At 55.2% G+C, this 16,457-nt stretch carries 14 protein-coding genes and 1 tRNA gene; 8 read left to right on the forward strand and 7 right to left on the reverse strand.

Annotation, left to right across the window (positions count from 1 at the left end; all coding sequences use genetic code 11):
* Positions 1-88: 88 nt before the first annotated feature.
* The 4 genes from GOW48_RS05745 (at position 89) to GOW48_RS05760 (ending at position 4,059) form a co-directional block, all read left to right on the forward strand.
* Positions 89-703: a response regulator transcription factor gene (locus GOW48_RS05745; RefSeq protein ID WP_170752082.1), complete on the forward strand. Its 615-nt coding sequence runs from the start codon at positions 89-91 to the stop codon at positions 701-703.
* A gap of 114 nt (positions 704-817) precedes the next feature.
* Positions 818-2,299 carry a GumC family protein gene (locus tag GOW48_RS05750; protein WP_170752084.1) on the forward strand — a complete coding sequence of 494 codons (1,482 nt, stop codon included), beginning with the start codon at positions 818-820 and terminating at the stop codon, positions 2,297-2,299.
* Between the two features lie 5 nt (positions 2,300-2,304).
* Positions 2,305-3,573, forward strand: a complete 1,269-nt coding sequence (locus GOW48_RS05755) for an O-antigen ligase domain-containing protein (RefSeq protein ID WP_331251845.1) — start codon at positions 2,305-2,307, stop codon at positions 3,571-3,573.
* 204 nt (positions 3,574-3,777) lie between these two features.
* Positions 3,778-4,059 (forward strand): HlyU family transcriptional regulator, encoded by a 282-nt coding sequence (locus GOW48_RS05760; RefSeq protein ID WP_170752088.1) that lies wholly within the window; start codon positions 3,778-3,780, stop codon positions 4,057-4,059.
* A gap of 353 nt (positions 4,060-4,412) precedes the next feature.
* Here GOW48_RS05760 and GOW48_RS05765 read toward each other — a convergent pair whose 3' ends face one another.
* The 6 genes from GOW48_RS05765 to GOW48_RS05790 form a co-directional block, all read right to left on the reverse strand.
* On the reverse strand, positions 4,413-6,026 hold the full coding sequence (locus tag GOW48_RS05765; RefSeq protein WP_170752090.1) for a mechanosensitive ion channel family protein: 1,614 nt from the start codon (positions 6,024-6,026) through the stop codon (positions 4,413-4,415).
* Positions 6,023-7,345 (reverse strand): mechanosensitive ion channel family protein, encoded by a 1,323-nt coding sequence (locus GOW48_RS05770; RefSeq protein ID WP_170752092.1) that lies wholly within the window; start codon positions 7,343-7,345, stop codon positions 6,023-6,025. Before GOW48_RS05770 ends, GOW48_RS05765 begins: the two co-directional genes overlap by 4 nt.
* A gap of 325 nt (positions 7,346-7,670) precedes the next feature.
* Positions 7,671-8,192, reverse strand: a complete 522-nt coding sequence (locus tag GOW48_RS05775) for a hypothetical protein (protein ID WP_170752094.1) — start codon at positions 8,190-8,192, stop codon at positions 7,671-7,673.
* Between the two features lie 351 nt (positions 8,193-8,543).
* The gene (gene terL, locus GOW48_RS05780; RefSeq protein WP_170752097.1) at positions 8,544-10,022 is read right to left on the reverse strand and encodes a phage terminase large subunit; all 1,479 of its coding nucleotides are present in this window, start codon (positions 10,020-10,022) and stop codon (positions 8,544-8,546) included.
* Entirely contained in the window at positions 10,009-10,440 is a 432-nt protein-coding gene (locus GOW48_RS05785) for a DUF5681 domain-containing protein (protein ID WP_170752099.1), read from the reverse strand. The genes terL and GOW48_RS05785 overlap by 14 nt, the downstream gene beginning before the upstream one ends.
* Complete coding sequence (locus tag GOW48_RS05790; RefSeq protein WP_234899559.1) at positions 10,433-11,827, reverse strand: site-specific DNA-methyltransferase; 1,395 nt, start codon at positions 11,825-11,827, stop codon at positions 10,433-10,435. Before GOW48_RS05790 ends, GOW48_RS05785 begins: the two co-directional genes overlap by 8 nt.
* Before the next feature lie 458 nt (positions 11,828-12,285).
* Here GOW48_RS05790 and GOW48_RS05795 point away from each other — a divergent pair, with 458 nt between their 5' ends.
* From GOW48_RS05795 to GOW48_RS05805, 3 genes are read left to right on the forward strand one after another with little or no spacing between them, the layout of a single operon-like run.
* Entirely contained in the window at positions 12,286-12,516 is a 231-nt protein-coding gene (locus GOW48_RS05795; protein ID WP_170752101.1) for a DUF3489 domain-containing protein, read from the forward strand.
* Entirely contained in the window at positions 12,513-12,929 is a 417-nt protein-coding gene (locus GOW48_RS05800; protein ID WP_170752103.1) for a DUF2924 domain-containing protein, read from the forward strand. Before GOW48_RS05795 ends, GOW48_RS05800 begins: the two co-directional genes overlap by 4 nt.
* Positions 12,926-14,605: a recombinase family protein gene (locus GOW48_RS05805; RefSeq protein ID WP_170752105.1), complete on the forward strand. Its 1,680-nt coding sequence runs from the start codon at positions 12,926-12,928 to the stop codon at positions 14,603-14,605. Before GOW48_RS05800 ends, GOW48_RS05805 begins: the two co-directional genes overlap by 4 nt.
* 375 nt (positions 14,606-14,980) lie before the next feature.
* Here GOW48_RS05805 and GOW48_RS05810 read toward each other — a convergent pair.
* A tRNA-Ser gene (locus GOW48_RS05810) sits at positions 14,981-15,070 on the reverse strand.
* A gap of 201 nt (positions 15,071-15,271) precedes the next feature.
* Here GOW48_RS05810 and GOW48_RS05815 point away from each other — a divergent pair.
* On the forward strand, positions 15,272-16,414 hold the full coding sequence (locus tag GOW48_RS05815) for an SPOR domain-containing protein (protein ID WP_170752107.1): 1,143 nt from the start codon (positions 15,272-15,274) through the stop codon (positions 16,412-16,414).
* Positions 16,415-16,457: the final 43 nt, after the last annotated feature.

The following is a 16,457-nucleotide window of genomic DNA, read 5'->3' on the forward strand; positions in this document are numbered from 1 at the left end:
TCACCTGTCCGTCAGGAAGGCTTCATGCCATGGGTTTAATGTTTTACTGACGCATTTGGGTGTGGTTGGGGGCAGACGGAGATTTGAGATGAAAGTTCTTATTGCTGACGACCACGACCTTATTTTGGATACGCTCGTTGCCTTCATAGATGCAGCAGGCGGGATCGAGGTGGAGACCGCGCCGGATTTCCCAGCCGCGAAAACTTTGATTGAGAACGACGGAGCCTTTGATCTGGTTCTTCTGGACCTGAACATGCCCGGCATGAACGGGTTGGCCGGACTTGAAACCTGCATCGCTTTGGACGGTGCCCAGCATGTGGCCCTGTTTACCGGCGACACCTCGCGTGATCTGGCGCAACGCGCGCTAGAGCTTGGTGCAGCCGGTTTCGTCCCAAAAACTTTACCGGCTAAATCTCTGGTCAACGCGATCCGCTTTATGGCGATGGGGGAACAATACCTTCCTGCGGGTTTCATGAACGCAGAGCAGCCGGAAGACTCCCACCCCATGGCTCAAAAACTGACAGAGCGTGAGCGGCAAGTTCTGAAAGGGCTGACTGAGGGCAAATCCAACAAGGAAATCGCTCGTGATCTGGATCTGTCAGAGCCGACGATCAAACTGCATATGAAGACTTTGTACCGAAAAGTTGGTGTCAGCAATCGAACGCAGGCTGCCCTGGCCGCGCGCGAGGCTGGGTTGTTCTAGGCCTAACTATCCGAAGGGATAGGGGACGCTCCCAATCCCCTCGGCCCCTAGCCTGCTGAGCGAATGATCAGCAATCAGATGCGGTGTATCACCCTTGTAAGAAAGGGTTTTTCCATGCCGCAACAGATTTCGAACTCCTCTGAGTCCACGCGCGACATGCAATTTCTGCATTGGGTGCGCATTACCCGATCCAATTTCAGAACGCTCGGGTGGCGCCGCATCGTAAAGGGCGGGCGCCTTAGCGATGTAGGCCGCCTGCCTCGTTACGTGGCATTATACCTTCTTGGTGCGAGTTGCATCTGGGCCCCGATCAGCGGCCATTTGGCGACCGCGCCTGTCAAATACACCTCTCACGCATCATTAATCCTGCCAGGATCTGGCGCTTCGGCATCGGTCAATCTGGCCAATATCGGTCAGGCATCCTCGTACGCGAATTCCGCCTTTGCCAACGGGTCAATCAGCCCGACCGAGACGTATAAACGTTTGTTGTCGGCCGACCGTATACTCGACGCGGCAGCCAAGGCGGTAGAGGCTGACCGGGACGCGTTTGGAAAGCCGCGGGTGCAACTGGTCGATCAAACCAGCCTGATCCATATCGAGCTTCAGGCGGCCTCTCCGGCAGACGCTCAGCAATATGGAGACGCCTTGGTGGCCGCCTTTTTCGCTGAGATTGACGCCCTGCGCGCCGATGAAATTGCCACCCGTGAGGCCAGCAATACCGGCGCGATCGAAGACTACACGAGCGCGATTCAGGCTACGCGCGCCGAGATCAAACAGCTGCAATCGCAAAGCGGTCTGATATCAGTCGCGCAATACCAAGAGCAGGTCGCCGCTAATGACCGTGCAAAGCAGGAGCTGCGAACGCAGGAGAGCGAGCTGGCACGCCAATCGGAACGTGTCGCCGCGCTTCAAGTCGCGTTGAATCTGCCCTCTGACGCAGCGGCGGCAACGCTGAAACTCTATGCTGATGCGCAGTACCTATCGTTGCTTGCGGATGTGTCGGTGGGGGCTGCAAAGCTGGCGCAAGCCGACGCGACCTACGGATCGCGCCACCCAATCTATGTGAATGCCCAAAACGAATATGAAGGGGCGCGTTCGGTTGCTTTAAAACGCGCGGCGCAGGTGACTGGTCTTGAGGTCGAGCAGCTCGGTGGACTGGATCGCGCGCCGGAAGGGCAACGGGCGCAGTTGCTCAGCGAGTTGGTGCGCGAAGATGCCTTGCGCGCCGGATTGGAAGAGCATGTCGCGACACAGCGCGCGCAAGTTCGTTTGGAAACCCTGCGCCTGTCAGACCTCGCCCCTATCGCCGCTGAATTGGAGGACCGGCAGAGAGATTTCGCCGTGGCAGAAGCCGTGTTCGCCTCTGCCATCGCGCGGTCCGAGTCGAAAAAGACCGATGTCTATGCCTCCTATCCCTTGATCCAAGTGCTGGAGAACCCGTCTCTGCCGACTCGCCCGTCTTCGCCGAACAAGAAGATCTCGATTGCCGCCGGGATCGTTGCAAGCCTTATGCTGCTGATGGGTTTGGTTCTGGCATGGATCCGGAACCCGCTGATCTCAAAGCTGCTGAAAGACCAGAAAGAGGCCGCAGTTTGACGCGTGTGGCCCCTCAAACGCCAGCCGAAAAGATCGTCTGGTGTACGCTGATCTGGACATGGCCGTTCTACGGGCTTGGCGCGCTGTATGTTGTCGGTCCGGTGCTAGGTTGGATGTTGGCTACGATAGCCGGGGTGTCACTTTATCTCGGCCCGGTGATCCGTTTGGATATGCGTGCAACGGGCCCTGTACCTGCTTTGGTCTGGATCTGGAGCGTTGGCATGCTGGTGATGCTGGTCTCACTTTGGGCAGGCCATGCGGATTGGAACCTCGGCACCACCAAAACGATCAAATCGACTATCGGATGGGCAAAGGGTTGGGCGCTGATCCCGTTGTTTATCCTAGCAGGGGCGGTTTTGCCAATACGGCGCGAGGTTTTGGTCAGAGGGCAATGTGTGGTAGGCCTTTGGACCTTGTGCCTTCTGCCGTTGCTCATTGCCGCCCCGTATGCCGGTCTGCCGCATCTGCTGTTTACATCTCCCCTTAAAGCAGTGGGCGGCCCGGGACCTGAATATTTCTCGGTCTACCTGTATACAATCGACCCCGCCAGCGGCACGCCACGGTGGCAGTTCTTTGCGCCCTGGTCGCCATTCGCAGCCTTGTTGGGTGTCTGCATGGTCCTATTTGCCCTGGAAGAAAAACACAGCAGCTGGAAGGTCATCGGCTTGGCTGCCGGAGTTCTGATGATCCTTATGTCCAAGTCCCGAATGGGTATGGTCGGATTGGTGATCTGCTCGCTGTCACCCCGCCTCTTGCCACTTGTCGCCCGCAGCTTGGGGTGGATTCTATTGTCTGCAGTCACCACCACCGTAGCCGTTTGGAGCGCAGTCTTTGTCGAATTCGGCAACCGAGCCCTTTACAGGTTCAAATCCGCGCGCGCCGATAGTACCCGCGTGCGCGAAACTCTGCAGCGTATAGCTTATGAGCGCTGGCAATCGGATGCGATGGTTTTCGGGCACGGCACAGTCAGACCCGGTGCGCATCTTGTTGAGTACATGCCGATCGGCAGCCATCACACCTGGTACGGATTGCTATTCGTGAAAGGGCTGACCGGATTTGCCGCGTTTCTCGTTCCTTTCCTCGGTCATTTAGCAATCGTCACCCTGGACGCCATAAAGTCGGAACGCGGGAGGCTGCCGCTCGGGCTGTTGCTCACAGTTCTCCTGCTGACCTTTGGAGAGAACGTTGAAATCCAAACCTATCTACTCTGGCCGACCTTACTGATGCTCGGATTGCATTTGCGAGAGGTCAAATCAGTGTGTCTGGGAAGCTGATACGCCGCTAGGATTGTTGCGACACCAGCGTAGTGTCAGACGTCACTCTTTTGGGTTGGTTCTTCACTGCTGATAGGGACATTTTGACCTTGTAAAGTGAGTACTTTCACATCGGGCAACCAACGAATTGACCGTGAAATGCTCTTCAGCCCGGCATTTAGTGGCACTAGTCGCCGACTAGAGCCGGCTGAAAGGAGCCGCTCGTTGTCTCTCTACTCAAAACTCTTCGGCGGCGTTGAGAAGTCCAAGCCGGACCCGCTCTCTTACAAAGGGTTCGAGATCTTCCCCGACCTGATGGCGGAAGGCAGCAAATACCGTCTGTTGGTCCGTTTGGAGAAGACCATCGACGGAGATCGAAAGACCCATACTTTGATCAGGGCGGACGTGTTTGACAGCCGGAATCAAGTCGAGAGCTTTAGCATTGCAAAGCCGAAGCAAATGATTGGTGAGCAGGACGAAAACGTTTTCGACTTGGCAAGCCGGTAGCTTGAAGCTCGATCTATGATCGGGAGCACTATATGAGCGGCACCGTGCGCGCGCCGCTAGGCATGCTTCTACGTCCAAGATTGAACGGACGGCTTAGGTTATCATTGGTCAACCATTTGTTGGGCAAAGGAGACTGTTTATCCGTCCTGTTGGTTTGTTAACGGATTCCGCAAAGCGCGGAAAGCGAACGTTCGCGTAAAACACTGTAAGACAGGTTTGTCCCGCATCGCAGTCACTAATGTACTGCAGAGAGAATGGCTCCTTTGCGGACGGAGCAGACAAGCGTACTCAATCACCGTTTTTTGCAACACGAAGCTCAAGCACCGACACTGAAAGCCAATTGCTGAATGCGGTTATTCAACTTGATGAGCAAGCTTTCCGTCCCATTCTTCTGTCGAAACCTTGGGTTCCGGCGGGTCTGCAATGTAGGACGGTGTCATTATCTGTGTTCCGTTTTCATTAAACACATCGACAATGTTTTCGCGCAAATCCGACAAAATCTTGGGCAAGCTCGATCCGCGCGAAGTATATGCGTTAATCTCATAATTGATTGCGTAATCAGCAAGCTGCGTCCATAGGACAAAAGGTTCGGGGCTCTTTCTTAACCCTTGGGTTCGCTGAGCAGCTTCTATCAGCATCGCTTTAATCTTCTTTGGTGGCTCCTCGTATCCGATCCCTACTGTCGTGTGGACCAACAGCCCTCGGCCATCCACTTTGCGCGAATAGTTTACGACCTCGGAGTTGAGCAGCTGTGCATTTGGAATGCTTATCATCTCGTTCTTTATCGATTTAATCAGTGTTTCCATTAACTTGATCTCTGTTACGTCTCCGATCTTGTCGCCAACCTGAATGCGGTCACCGACGTTGGTACTGCGTCTGTAGATGACAAACAGGCCGGCCATCATGTTTGAAACAACGGTGTTCGAACCGAGCGAAACCATAATACCCGCCAAAATCGTCAAGCCCTGAAAAGCCCGGGAATCGGAACCAGGGATATAGGGGTAGGCAAACACAAGCGCGATGACGATGACCAACGCTCTGAACAACATGTTGGTAGGAGCGATCCAATGATCTTCAAAGTCTTTGAGTTCGAAAGCACCATTCTCGAGGTTTTCAAAGAACAGATCGAGGCCGCGAATTGCCAACCGTGTCACAGCTGCGATGATTGCGAGCATGACTAAGTTGGGGACGTATCCAACAATCGCCAAAACAACAGTTACGAGCGGCTCGCTTACGTACTTCAAGAGGATCTGGGCTATGCCCTGCGTTTCAGCAAAGGAGAGCAGCACTAATGAAAGGTAGTAATAGAAAAAGAACAGAAACAGGACCCACATCAAAATGTGGATTGAATAGACGATAATCGACGCGATTGCCCTGCTTCGTAAGATCGATTTTGTGGCTTCCTCAACGCCTTCAGCTCTCTTTTCCAAGTTGTTTCTGATGTAGTCCAATAGCTTTCGCCGCTTCGCAAAAAACGCATACGAAGCGAGGGCAAAGACTGCCGTCCAAGCAAATGCAGCCATCGCACTATCTACTCTGCCCTCATTGGACCGAGCATCTCGGTATTGAAGGATCGCAGTCTCAATCGCTTCAGCCTGAAGCCCAGCCAGAACCTCAATAGCCATTTGTTCGTGCTCGGCGTCAGCTTGGGTGGTTATTGTAACCATTTGCCCGTCGACGCGTATCATTTTCCCAAATTCGGCGTCCGAAACCTGAACCTGAACCGAAGCTTTCTTAGAAGCATCGGCGACCTGAGCAATCCGTTCCTCGATCTTTCTCGCTCGTTCGGTAGCGGGCAACGCACTTGATCCGCGAACCAAGAATAACTCTTCGCCATCCACAATCACTGGCGCAATAAATTCGGGATCCTCTCTCCCTTCAGCCGGTGCGACAATTTCTTCAGACTGAGCAAGCGCAACAGTGCAGGCAAATAGAAGCGGCAGTAACCATAACGTAAGAGCCCTCATGATTTTGCTCCTTCTACGGGAATTATGTGCACATCGCGTTGCGGGAACGGTATGGATATACCTTCCGTGTCAAACCGTTCTTTTGCTTGACCAGTAAGGTCCCAATAGACAGTCCAATAGTCATCGGATTTGGACCATGGACGGCAGAAGATGTTGACGGAGTTGTCTCCCAACTCACCCACGAAAATTTCTGGTTCTGGTGTCTTCAGACAAAGCTGGTGACGCGCAACCAAGTCCTTGAGGACCTCAATTGCTTGGGCAGCGTTGTCCGAATAGGCGATACCAAAGACCAGATCGACCCGACGTTCTTCGGATGCACTTACATTAGTAATCACATCCCCCCAAATCTTACTATTTGGAACTATGATAATCTGATTGTCGAAAGTTCTGATCTTGGTCGAAACCACCGACATCTCATCCACAAACCCAGATGAGCCGCCTACTTGGATATAGTCGCCAGTGTCGAATGGCTTGAGAACCATGATCATCAGACCGCTTGCGAGGTTTCCCAGCGTTTCCTGCAATGCAAAGCCCAGGATGAACGACAAACCGCCGAGCACGGCAAAAAGCGGTGTAACGTTAACTCCGAACAAAGCTAAAACGACGAGTATACCAAGGACGAAAACGGCCCAATATACGGCGGTGGCAATGAAGCGTTTCAGCATTCTGGAGATAGTTGGAATTTTGTTCAAACCCCGTTCAGTGACCCGGCGCACCATTCGAGCAATGAACATCATGGCCCAAACTGCCAACAAAACACCCAGACCGGCCATCAGGAGACCGACGCCCCCATCCCACGAGAACAACCACGCCCAAGCGTTCTGAAAAAGCGTTTGAAGGTCGGTAGTTTTTAGGGCTCCCGTTTTCAACGCGAGAATATAGTTAGTATGCGGTTCTAGATCTTCCGCCTTCGCGCCTTTCAGGGTCCATGCTTCGAGTACCAGGCGATAGTTGTTGAGAATTTCTGATCCAGAGTCGTTCAAGGAGGACAACTGAGACCGCAAGGTGTCTTCCCGAGTTCCGCTCGCCGACCGAAGTTGCAAGTTTACTTGCGCGACTTCTTCGAGCCGAGAGCGCACATAACTCTGCCAAGTACCAGCAATCTGGGAAAGCTCTTCCGCAGTTAAGGGAACAAGTAGGATCTCGAGATCGTCGGCCGCAATTATCTCATCTACGACTGCATCCATAAGATCGTCGCTTTTCGCCTCCGAAACTTCTTGGTCCGCCACAGTTTCTTGCGCGCCGGCAGGAAAAGCGCCTGATAACGCCGCAAACCAAAGGAATGACCAAATCGTCAACGTTTTCAGTGCTCGTCTCATCTATCTGTCCCCCACCTATTTAGCAGTCGAAGAGAGCACACTCAGACGCAACAAATCCAGAATTATGTTTATGTTTGAATGTTTCACTGTGACCAACAGATACTTTGTGTGGGTCTAACTCTAGATCTGATCACTCACCCGGATCAGCCGGAAATCTGTACTCTGCTGGAAACGCTCACGCCAGTTTAAGTAGGTTAGCCGAAAGCTTGAAGCCTAGGGCCAAGAGGCAAACACAAACAAAAGAAGGACCCCGCAAACAGCGGGGTCACGACACGGTTCGAAATCACGATAACTCAACTAACTCGCGTTCTAGTAAGAGGCTATGTCAGCTAGCAAGTGCAAGATTGCACTTTCGGCCTTCTTCCATTGCTTTCTTTGTACCGGTCAGATCCACAACGAAATTTGCGGATTTCTTTGGAAACGCAATCAAGGTCTGTCCCTCAGCTACGGCAGTCGCCATATTTGCGTCCTTTACAACAATATAACCACCTGAGTAGTCGTCCGCTAGCTTCTTGCTTTTAATACCTTTTGCACGGCCTTCATAAACGAAATCGTCAATTGCTATCTCGATTTTCTGGCGATTTTTAATGTCGATGTCAGCCTGCGTGAATACTCCCAAATAACCGTGTTTTTGGTTTTTGGTGAGACCCATTTGCATTACGTTTCCGCTCTCGAAGACCTTTTCAATAAGGCATGTACCAGAGTCGTTGTCAGCATATACAGTCCAGCCTTCAACCTCACTGTAGATCTCGAAGTTATCACTACTTGCCGGTATCGGATCTTTGGCAGCGGCAACAGTTGCACAAGCGGAGATTGCCACGGCGGCAAATATGGCAGCATATTTCATGTGTTCCTCCCAAAAGATTACGCATCACGAAGCTTCTCTCGACGCAACGAATCCAAATATCGCGATGTGAATCCATTTCAACGTGTACAAGGTTTTCTCGTCAAAATTCCTGCAAAACGCTCTATGGGTCTTTGTCTGATCCCATCCTCTTTTTGTGGCATAGATATAGGTTAGTGAATGCCCATCGCCTGCGCACGGAAAAGTCGGCTTTGGGCTCGAAGCAGTCATCCGACGGCACTAGCGATGAGACTGGTTTGTGGTTGCGAGCGGCATTGGGGCCGCTCTCAGGATTGGTCCGACATCGGCCCTCCCCGCACTATTCAACGAGTTTTCAAGCTTGACGCTGAGGTTCTACCGCCGTCTGACCCTCTCTCGATTGCGCTCCCGACGTTCGATGTTGATCCGGTGGTCCCGGCCCAATGCCCGGTAGAATCCCAGTCCCTTGGACCAGTTCAGAAAATGGGCAAAGCTGTCGACCTGATCGTCGTTGCGCCCGCGTGGAAAGGACTGAAGCTCTCGTTTGAATACCGGCAGCCAGGGTGCGTCTGCAGGCAGATACACCTTGCCCTCTTCGACAGGACCGCAAGCGGACTGGAACCGGGTTTCCTTGTCCTTGTCGGGTTTAATGCGTTCGTAGCGCCGACGGTCATCACGAAACAGCTCGTCCAAAAGAGGTTTGCCTGAGGCAGCATCTTCGATCAGAACGCGATCCGGTTCCCAACGGTGAACAAGCTGCAGTGCCTTGGCTTTTAGGTCTGGGTAGTCTACCTGCCCGCGCCAGACGTCGATAAGATACCACGCATTTTCGCGGAACCCCCAGGTTGTACAGGCCGAGAAGTCGGACCGGGGATCCGCTGACATGCCCGTATCCCAGCTCTGAACGACCAGCTGGAACCAACGACGATCTTCGATGGTCTCGTAGGTGCCAAACCACTCCCAGCGCAAGGGTGATCCGTCTGGCGCAATGGGGTTCTGCTGATACTGGCAATTGAACACGGCTGCGCCCATTTCACGACGCTTGGTATCCAGCGTGTTCTGATCCAGGCGCGACGGGCACAGCAGATCACCCGGCTTGCGGCGCATGACCTTTCCACGCCCAAGAGGAACCGTTTCATGGTCTTCGGCGATGGCAGGCAGATTCAGATGCCGATAGGTGCCGCGTTCGAGCAGATAACCCGGCGGATCCATCTCGTGCAGCCGCTGTGCAACCATAACCACACGCCCTTCGGCCGGGTTGTCGAAGCGCGACAGCAAGGTCCCCTCAATGAACTCCTGTGCCTTGACCAGCTCGGCCTCGGAACCCGCATCACCAGCTTTCAGCAGGTCATCGATGATGATGTAATCGGCGCCATGGCCAGTAACAGAACTGCCGATGGAGACAGCCTTGCGACTGCCTCCCTTTGTGGTGCGGATTTCTTCTGAGGTGTTGCCCTTTTTAGCCAAGACAGTTTCAGGGAACATTTCCCGGTACCAGCGCGCAGACATGATCCGACGACAATCTTCGGAATGCTTGCGCGCCAGATCCAGCCCGTAGCTGGCAACAATAATCTTGGCGCTCGGTGAGTGCCCAAGAAGATAAGCGACATATGCAACGGCCGCGGTGACCGATTTCAGGCAACGCGGCGGAATGTTGATGATCAACCGCTTGTTCTCGCCGACGCGAACGTTGTCCAACTCATGGCACATGGCCCGCACATGCCAGGCCGGATCAAAGCTGCGGTCACTCCCCTGGTGCAGCGTGTCAAACACACGCCACACGAAGGGAAAGAAATTGTCCCGGCAAACCTCGCGCGCGGCTTGCTGGACCATTCTGGGATCAGGAGCCGTCATCTTCCGCCTCCTCATCTTCAGGACCGCCGTCACTGCCCAGTTGGCCGGAAAAGAAATCCCGGAGGATATCAAAGTCAACACTGTCCGGCTCAACCGCACAGGCGCTTTCTTGCGGCTCCATGTCACTCGTGTTGAACAGATCTGTGTCCAGCTTCAGCAGCGCCATCAGCATTTTCGTGTCACCCTTCAATGCGCTGGCCGTGACCCGCTTGGCAATTGCCTCCGCCTTGGAAATCCGGACTTCCCGGTTGCCTTCGCGGACGGTGATCTTGGCTTCCAATTCGCGTTTCAGGCTGGCATTAACCCCTTTAGCACCTTTCGGGCGCCCTTTTGGATTGCCGGAGCGGCCTTTCTTGAACTGGGTTGCTTTGGGCGGTTTGCCGTAGCCCACCTCATAGTCCTTCGTATCGTCAGACATGATCCGCCTCCAGCTCTGAGGTGGCATTGGTTGCCGCAGAACGCGCATCGAACGTCTCGCCTGTCACCGCGTGCACGGCGTTCTCACCGGTCATCTTCTGCCAACGGCGGATCGCGACATCGACATAAGCCGGATCGAGCTCAATCAATCGCGCCCAGCGTCCGGTCTTCTCAGCCGCCAGCAAGGTTGCACCGGACCCTCCAAAGGCGTCCAGCACGAGATCGCCACGATGGCTCACATCCATGATGGCATCTGCAACCAGTGCCGTTGGCTTTACTGTGGGATGATCTGAAAGATCGGCCTCGCGCTCTGCCCCAAAGCTGTTCACTCCGGCATAATCCCATATATTGGTGCGGTTGCGCCCGTGTTTGCCCAATTCGACATTTTTGATATGCGCAGCACCGGGCTTCTTAAAGATTGCGACCAGCTCGTGCTTGGAGCGGTAAAGGCTGCCCATGCCTCCGTTTGTCTTGTTCCAGACGCAGAGGTTGATGAGGTCCAATCCACCTGCCTTGCCCGCCGCAATCAACTCTTCAATGTGACGCCAGTCCATGCAGATCATCGCAATGCCCCCGTCTGGCAGACGGCCAAACAACTGGGTAATCATGCCTGAAAGAAAGCCGCGGAACTCGCTATCCGACATTTCTCCCGACGCCATGGCAAATTCGCGATGAGCGCCATCGGTGCCACAGCGGACATGCCCATTGACCGGTACGTTGTAAGGCGGATCAGTGAAGATCATCTGTGGTGTCTCGCCTTCCAGCAAGGTGTCGTAGCTCTGGGCGTGCAAGGCATCTCCGCAGAAGATGCGGTGATCTCCGAGAAGCCAGAGGTCGCCTGGCTGCGTGATGACAGGTGCCGCAGGGTCCGGGGTGTCTACAGTTTCAGCTTCGGTCTCCGCAGCCTCGCTCGCAGCGTCGATGATGATGTCGATCTCCGGCGTTTCGGACCCGGTGATATCCAGATCAAAATCGAGCTCGCCATCAAGGCTGAGATCCATCAGCTCGGCAAATTCGATCTGCAGAGCAGCTTCGTTCCAATCCGACAGTTCCGCCAGCTTGTTATCCGCGATCCGCAGGGCGCGCACTTCCGCTTTTGACAAGTGATCCGCGACAACAGTCGGCACGGACATCAACCCCAGGGCCTTAGCGGCCTCATAGCGGCCATGACCCGCAATGATTGTGCCCGAACCATCCAAAAGGATCGGAGTGACAAATCCAAACTGAGCCACCGACGCCTTCAGCTTGTCAATACTCTTGGCCGCGTGCACGCGGTTGTTGTTGGCGTATGGCATGATCTGGCTGATCTGAGATTGGACGACTTTGTCCGCCATCCAGATCGGTGTGTTGGACGCCTTGGCGTCGCTCTGTGTTTTTTTGGCAGACATAGCCGCCTCCTTTCGTTTGACGCTCGTTAGCGTCGACAAGAAAGGATCGTGTTGGGAATTCGGAGAGAGCACGATTAACAACTCTCCGGACCAATCGATCCGGTTCGTTGCCCCTTCGAATGCTCTCTGCGGAAACCTGTGTTTCCAATGAGTGCTGCCTGCGGGAGCAGTTTCCCGCCCTGATAGTCCGGGCGATTGAGCCAAATGTAGGTGTCATCAATACGAGACGCAACCCCCAAACCAAAAGTAACCAAATCGTAACCAATTAAGATTGTTGACGAATAATCGGGGGGTACAACAGCAGCGCCCTGCAAAACACACCCCTTCTGAGGCTGCTCCAGAAAGGGCTGGACTGTTGCTATAAACCACGCACCAATGGTTCTACGCCCGAGCCAATCGAGCGCTCCTCGGTACCGGGGTTCGGCATCTCGCTGACCCAAGATCAGAGGAGACAGTTCATGGCCAAGCGGAAGCAAACCAAAATTGACAAGGTAAAAGCCTTGTTGCGCCGCCCGAGTGGCGCCAGCCTTGAGGCGCTCTGCAAAACAATAGGGTGGCAGCCTCATTCGGTCCGAGCGGCATTAAGTGGGTTACGGAAGAAAGGTGTCACAATTGAACGGCGCGCATCCGACAAGCCACATGGTTTTTCCACATATCACCTCACAGCAAACAAGGGCGGCGAGTCATGACCAAGACGAGCGATGTCGCCGATCTCGCCGCCATGGGTCGATCGGATCTGGTCACGCTTTGGCAGCAACTGTTTGATCAACCCGCCCCCACCATGCTCAGCCAACCCTTCCTGCGCCGTTTTATCGCCTTTGAGATGCAGTCCCGCCGTCATGGCGGGCTACCCCGGCAGGTCAAAGCCACGCTGGAAAAGGGCTCTAAGAAGAAGCCCCGGCCTACATGCCCTGCTCTTAAGCCCGGCGGGCGCCTGCTGCGCGAGTGGAATGGCGTGACCCATATGGTCGATGTGACAGGGGATGGTTTTACCTGGAACGGTCGATCCAATCGCTCGCTCTCCGCCATCGCCCGAGAGATTACCGGCGCGCATTGGTCAGGGCCGCGTTTCTTCGGACTCACCGGAAAGATCGCCAAATGAGCCCGCGCCGTAAAATCCGATGCGCCATCTATACGCGCAAGTCCTCAGAAGATGGTCTGGACCAGGACTTCAATTCCCTGGACGCGCAATATGAGGCCTGCGCGGCTTATGTCGCCAGTCAACGACACGAAGGTTGGACCACTTTGCCAGACCGCTACGATGATGGCGGGCTGTCCGGCGGCACACTCGAACGCCCCGCCCTTCGACGGCTGCTTGAAGAGATCGATGCAGGGCGTATTGACATGGTGGTGGTTTACAAGATCGACCGGCTGACCCGGTCGCTTGCCGACTTCTCGAAGCTGGTCGAACGGCTGGAACAGGCAAACTGTTCCTTTGTTTCGGTTACACAGGCGTTCAACACCTCATCTTCCATGGGCCGGTTGACCCTGAACGTACTGTTGTCCTTCGCTCAGTTTGAGCGGGAAGTCACCGCCGAACGTATTCGCGACAAAATAGCGGCGTCGAAGAAAAAGGGGCTCTGGATGGGTGGCAACCTGCCCCTGGGCTATGATCGCCACCCCGATCCGAAGGCAAGAACGCTGGTGGTGAATGAGGAGGAGGCCAGAACGGTCCGGCATCTCTTTCGGGTTTATGGCGAACTGGGTTGCCTGCGCCAAGTAGAAGAACGGGCAACGGCAGCAGACCTGCGGTCAAAACGCGTTGTTCGGACGGATGGAAGCGTGAAGGGGAATTGCCCACTTTCACGCGGCCAAATCTATTACCTACTGCGCAACCCGGTCTATCTCGGAAAAATCCGCCACAAGGATAAGATCTGGAACGGACAACACCCGGCGATCATCGACCAGGGCGTTTGGGACCGGGTGCAGGAGAAAATGCGCCAAGCGTCGCGGCGATCCCGTGCAGACCCTACACCCAATGAGCGCCAACACTCCACTGACCCCGGGGCTTGGCTCACCGGTCTGCTGCAGGACGAATCTGGTGATCGATTGACGCCAACCCACACCACGCGCACAGGCCGACGGTTGCGCTACTACATCTCCAATCGGCTGATCTCGGGCGGCAAGGATACCTCCGGCTGGCGACTGCCCGGCCCGGCGCTGGAACACGCAGTCATTGATGTCATCGCCAGACATCTGCAAGACGCCGCCGCCGCGCATCAGGTACTGGCGCAGCCGGAGGCCGGGTCAGCGGAGGCGGTACAGACTTCAGTTGCGGATTTAGTAACCCGGCTTCAACGCCAAGCCGGTCAGGTCGGCGCTGCTCTTCTGACCAAAGGCAAAATTGCACGAGGACACATTGATCTCGAGTTAAACCCCAAAACTCTGGCAAGCGCAATTTGCATTGCTGCCGACCATCTGCACCCAGATCTCACCCACATCACAGCATCCTTCGATCTGCGCCGCCGCGGCGTCGAGACCAAGGTCATCGCTGGAGACATGGCACCCCAACCTGATCCCCACCTCCGGTCCATGCTGATCCGAGCCCATGGCTGGGCGCGCGATCTGAAAGCCGGAGTTCAACTGATGGAGATTGCACGCCGCAAACGCGTCCCCGGCGCCTTCATCCGCACCCGTGCTCAGCTCGCGTTTCTTTCACCGAAGATTCAAGCCGCGATTCTCGACGGCACACAGCCGCCCGAACTCACACTCAAGCGCCTGGTCAGCGTGGCTCACCCACTTGACTGGGCCGAGCAAGAGCGCCTGTTCGGCTTCTAACACCTCCAGATCCGGCGTCCCTGATACGGGGTTCGCTCTCCCTGATCCGTCGGCACAATTCTCTGTTCCCGCAAGAAAATTCCCTGTTTAACGTTTTAGGGAATTTGCAGCATAAACCTCTGTAAAATATGCAGTTCTGACCCGAGAAATGACGGAACTCAGAGCCTTTTCGCGAAATTTCCCTGTAAATTGCCGGGTATCAGGGAAATTCGCCCCAAAGCGACCCCGCCAAAATGCACCACTGAGACCAGGGCCGGAATTGCGCCCTGAGTGTACGGTCTGCTCTGTCTCTGATTGAAAGCACATGCGCCAACGCACGGGAATTGCGGCACAATTCCGGGTCAGAAAACACAGCTGAAGTGAACCAGGTATGAGTGGCGGGGAGACAGGGATTCGAACCCTGGGAACGCTCTCACGTTCAACGGTTTTCAAGACCGCCGCATTCGACCACTCTGCCACCTCCCCGCGTGATGCTGGGTCTAAGGCGAACGCAAACCGGTGGCAAGACCAAATAGGGAATTCTTGCCGAAGCTGTCGCAGCGGTCTTTCCTTGATACCTTGCTCACGCTATGATCAGGCCACAAACCGTACCAGACCGGCGTTGCAGAACCGGCGAAACGCGGTGGGGTTCAGGAAACCGACCCCTTACAGGCAAGGGATAAAACGATGGATCGAGCGACCGAAACACGCGCAAAGCCGCTGGCGTTGGCGGTTCTGGCCGTGATGTCTTTGGTTCTGGCCGGATGCGAAGAAGCACTTGAAACCGGCAACGAAGCGACCGAGGCGTCTTCGGACAGCACGCAGAACTCAGCAAAACGAGAGATTTTCCCCGAAGCGACCGGAAACCCCCGTGACGATGTCGAGGCACCTGAGGTGTTTGCATTGACCGAGGCCGGATTGTGGGATGGCCGTCCGTCTCTTGGTGGAATCTGGATCGCACATCCTGATGTCACCCAGCCAGAGCGCGTTCGCATCAAGAACACCGCAAACAACAAGACAGTCACAGGCGCTTTGTTCCGGCGGGAACGCAACTTGCCGGGCCCTGCATTGCAGCTGTCGTCTGACGCAGCAGTAAAGCTTGGCATTCTCGCCGGTTCTCCAACACGGGTCGAGGTCGTCGCCCTGCGGCGTAAACCCGTCGAGCCTGCACCAAAAGCAGAACCCGAAACCACTCCGGAACCCGAGGTCGCAGAACCAGCTACAGGCGACGCTCCGACCGAAGATCAAACCGCCGAGGTCGAAGATAAACCCAAGCGGAAGTGGTGGCAGAAAAAGGAAACCGCCGCTGCTGCGGGCACCGCCGCTGTGGCAGCGGATGCCGCCGCCGAGACCACGACCGAAGTTGCCGAGACTGCCGTGGAAGCTGCGCCTGAGGTGGCGACTTCCACTCTGTCTGATCCCGAAGTCACCCCGCCTGCGGACGCGTCCACCAAGAAGAAATGGTGGCAAAAGAAATCTTCTGACGAAATCACCCAGGCATCGCTCGACCCGATTGAAGGGGCTGCGGCGGCGATTGAGGCGTCTGAACCAACCCCGCCCACCGCTGCGGCATCGGCAGAATCCGATACTGCTTCGGTATCCAAACCATATGTTCAGGTTGGCACATTCAGCGTCGAAGAAAATGCTGAAAGCGCTGCTCGGAAAATTCGCCGCAATGGCCTGACAACCGAAGTACGCGAGTTAAAAACCGGCGAGAAATCCGTCTGGAGAGTTCTTGTAGGCCCTGCCAAAACCCGGGGCGAACGCACCGCTTTGCAGCGCGACGTCAAGGATCTGGGCTTTACCGACGCTTTCGTCGTCAAGAACTGAAAAGCAGGAGGTTACTGTGCTGTCCACTTTGCGATCATCCGTT

The organism is Ruegeria lacuscaerulensis, assembly GCF_013033355.1.
GTDB lineage: Bacteria > Pseudomonadota > Alphaproteobacteria > Rhodobacterales > Rhodobacteraceae > Ruegeria > Ruegeria lacuscaerulensis_A.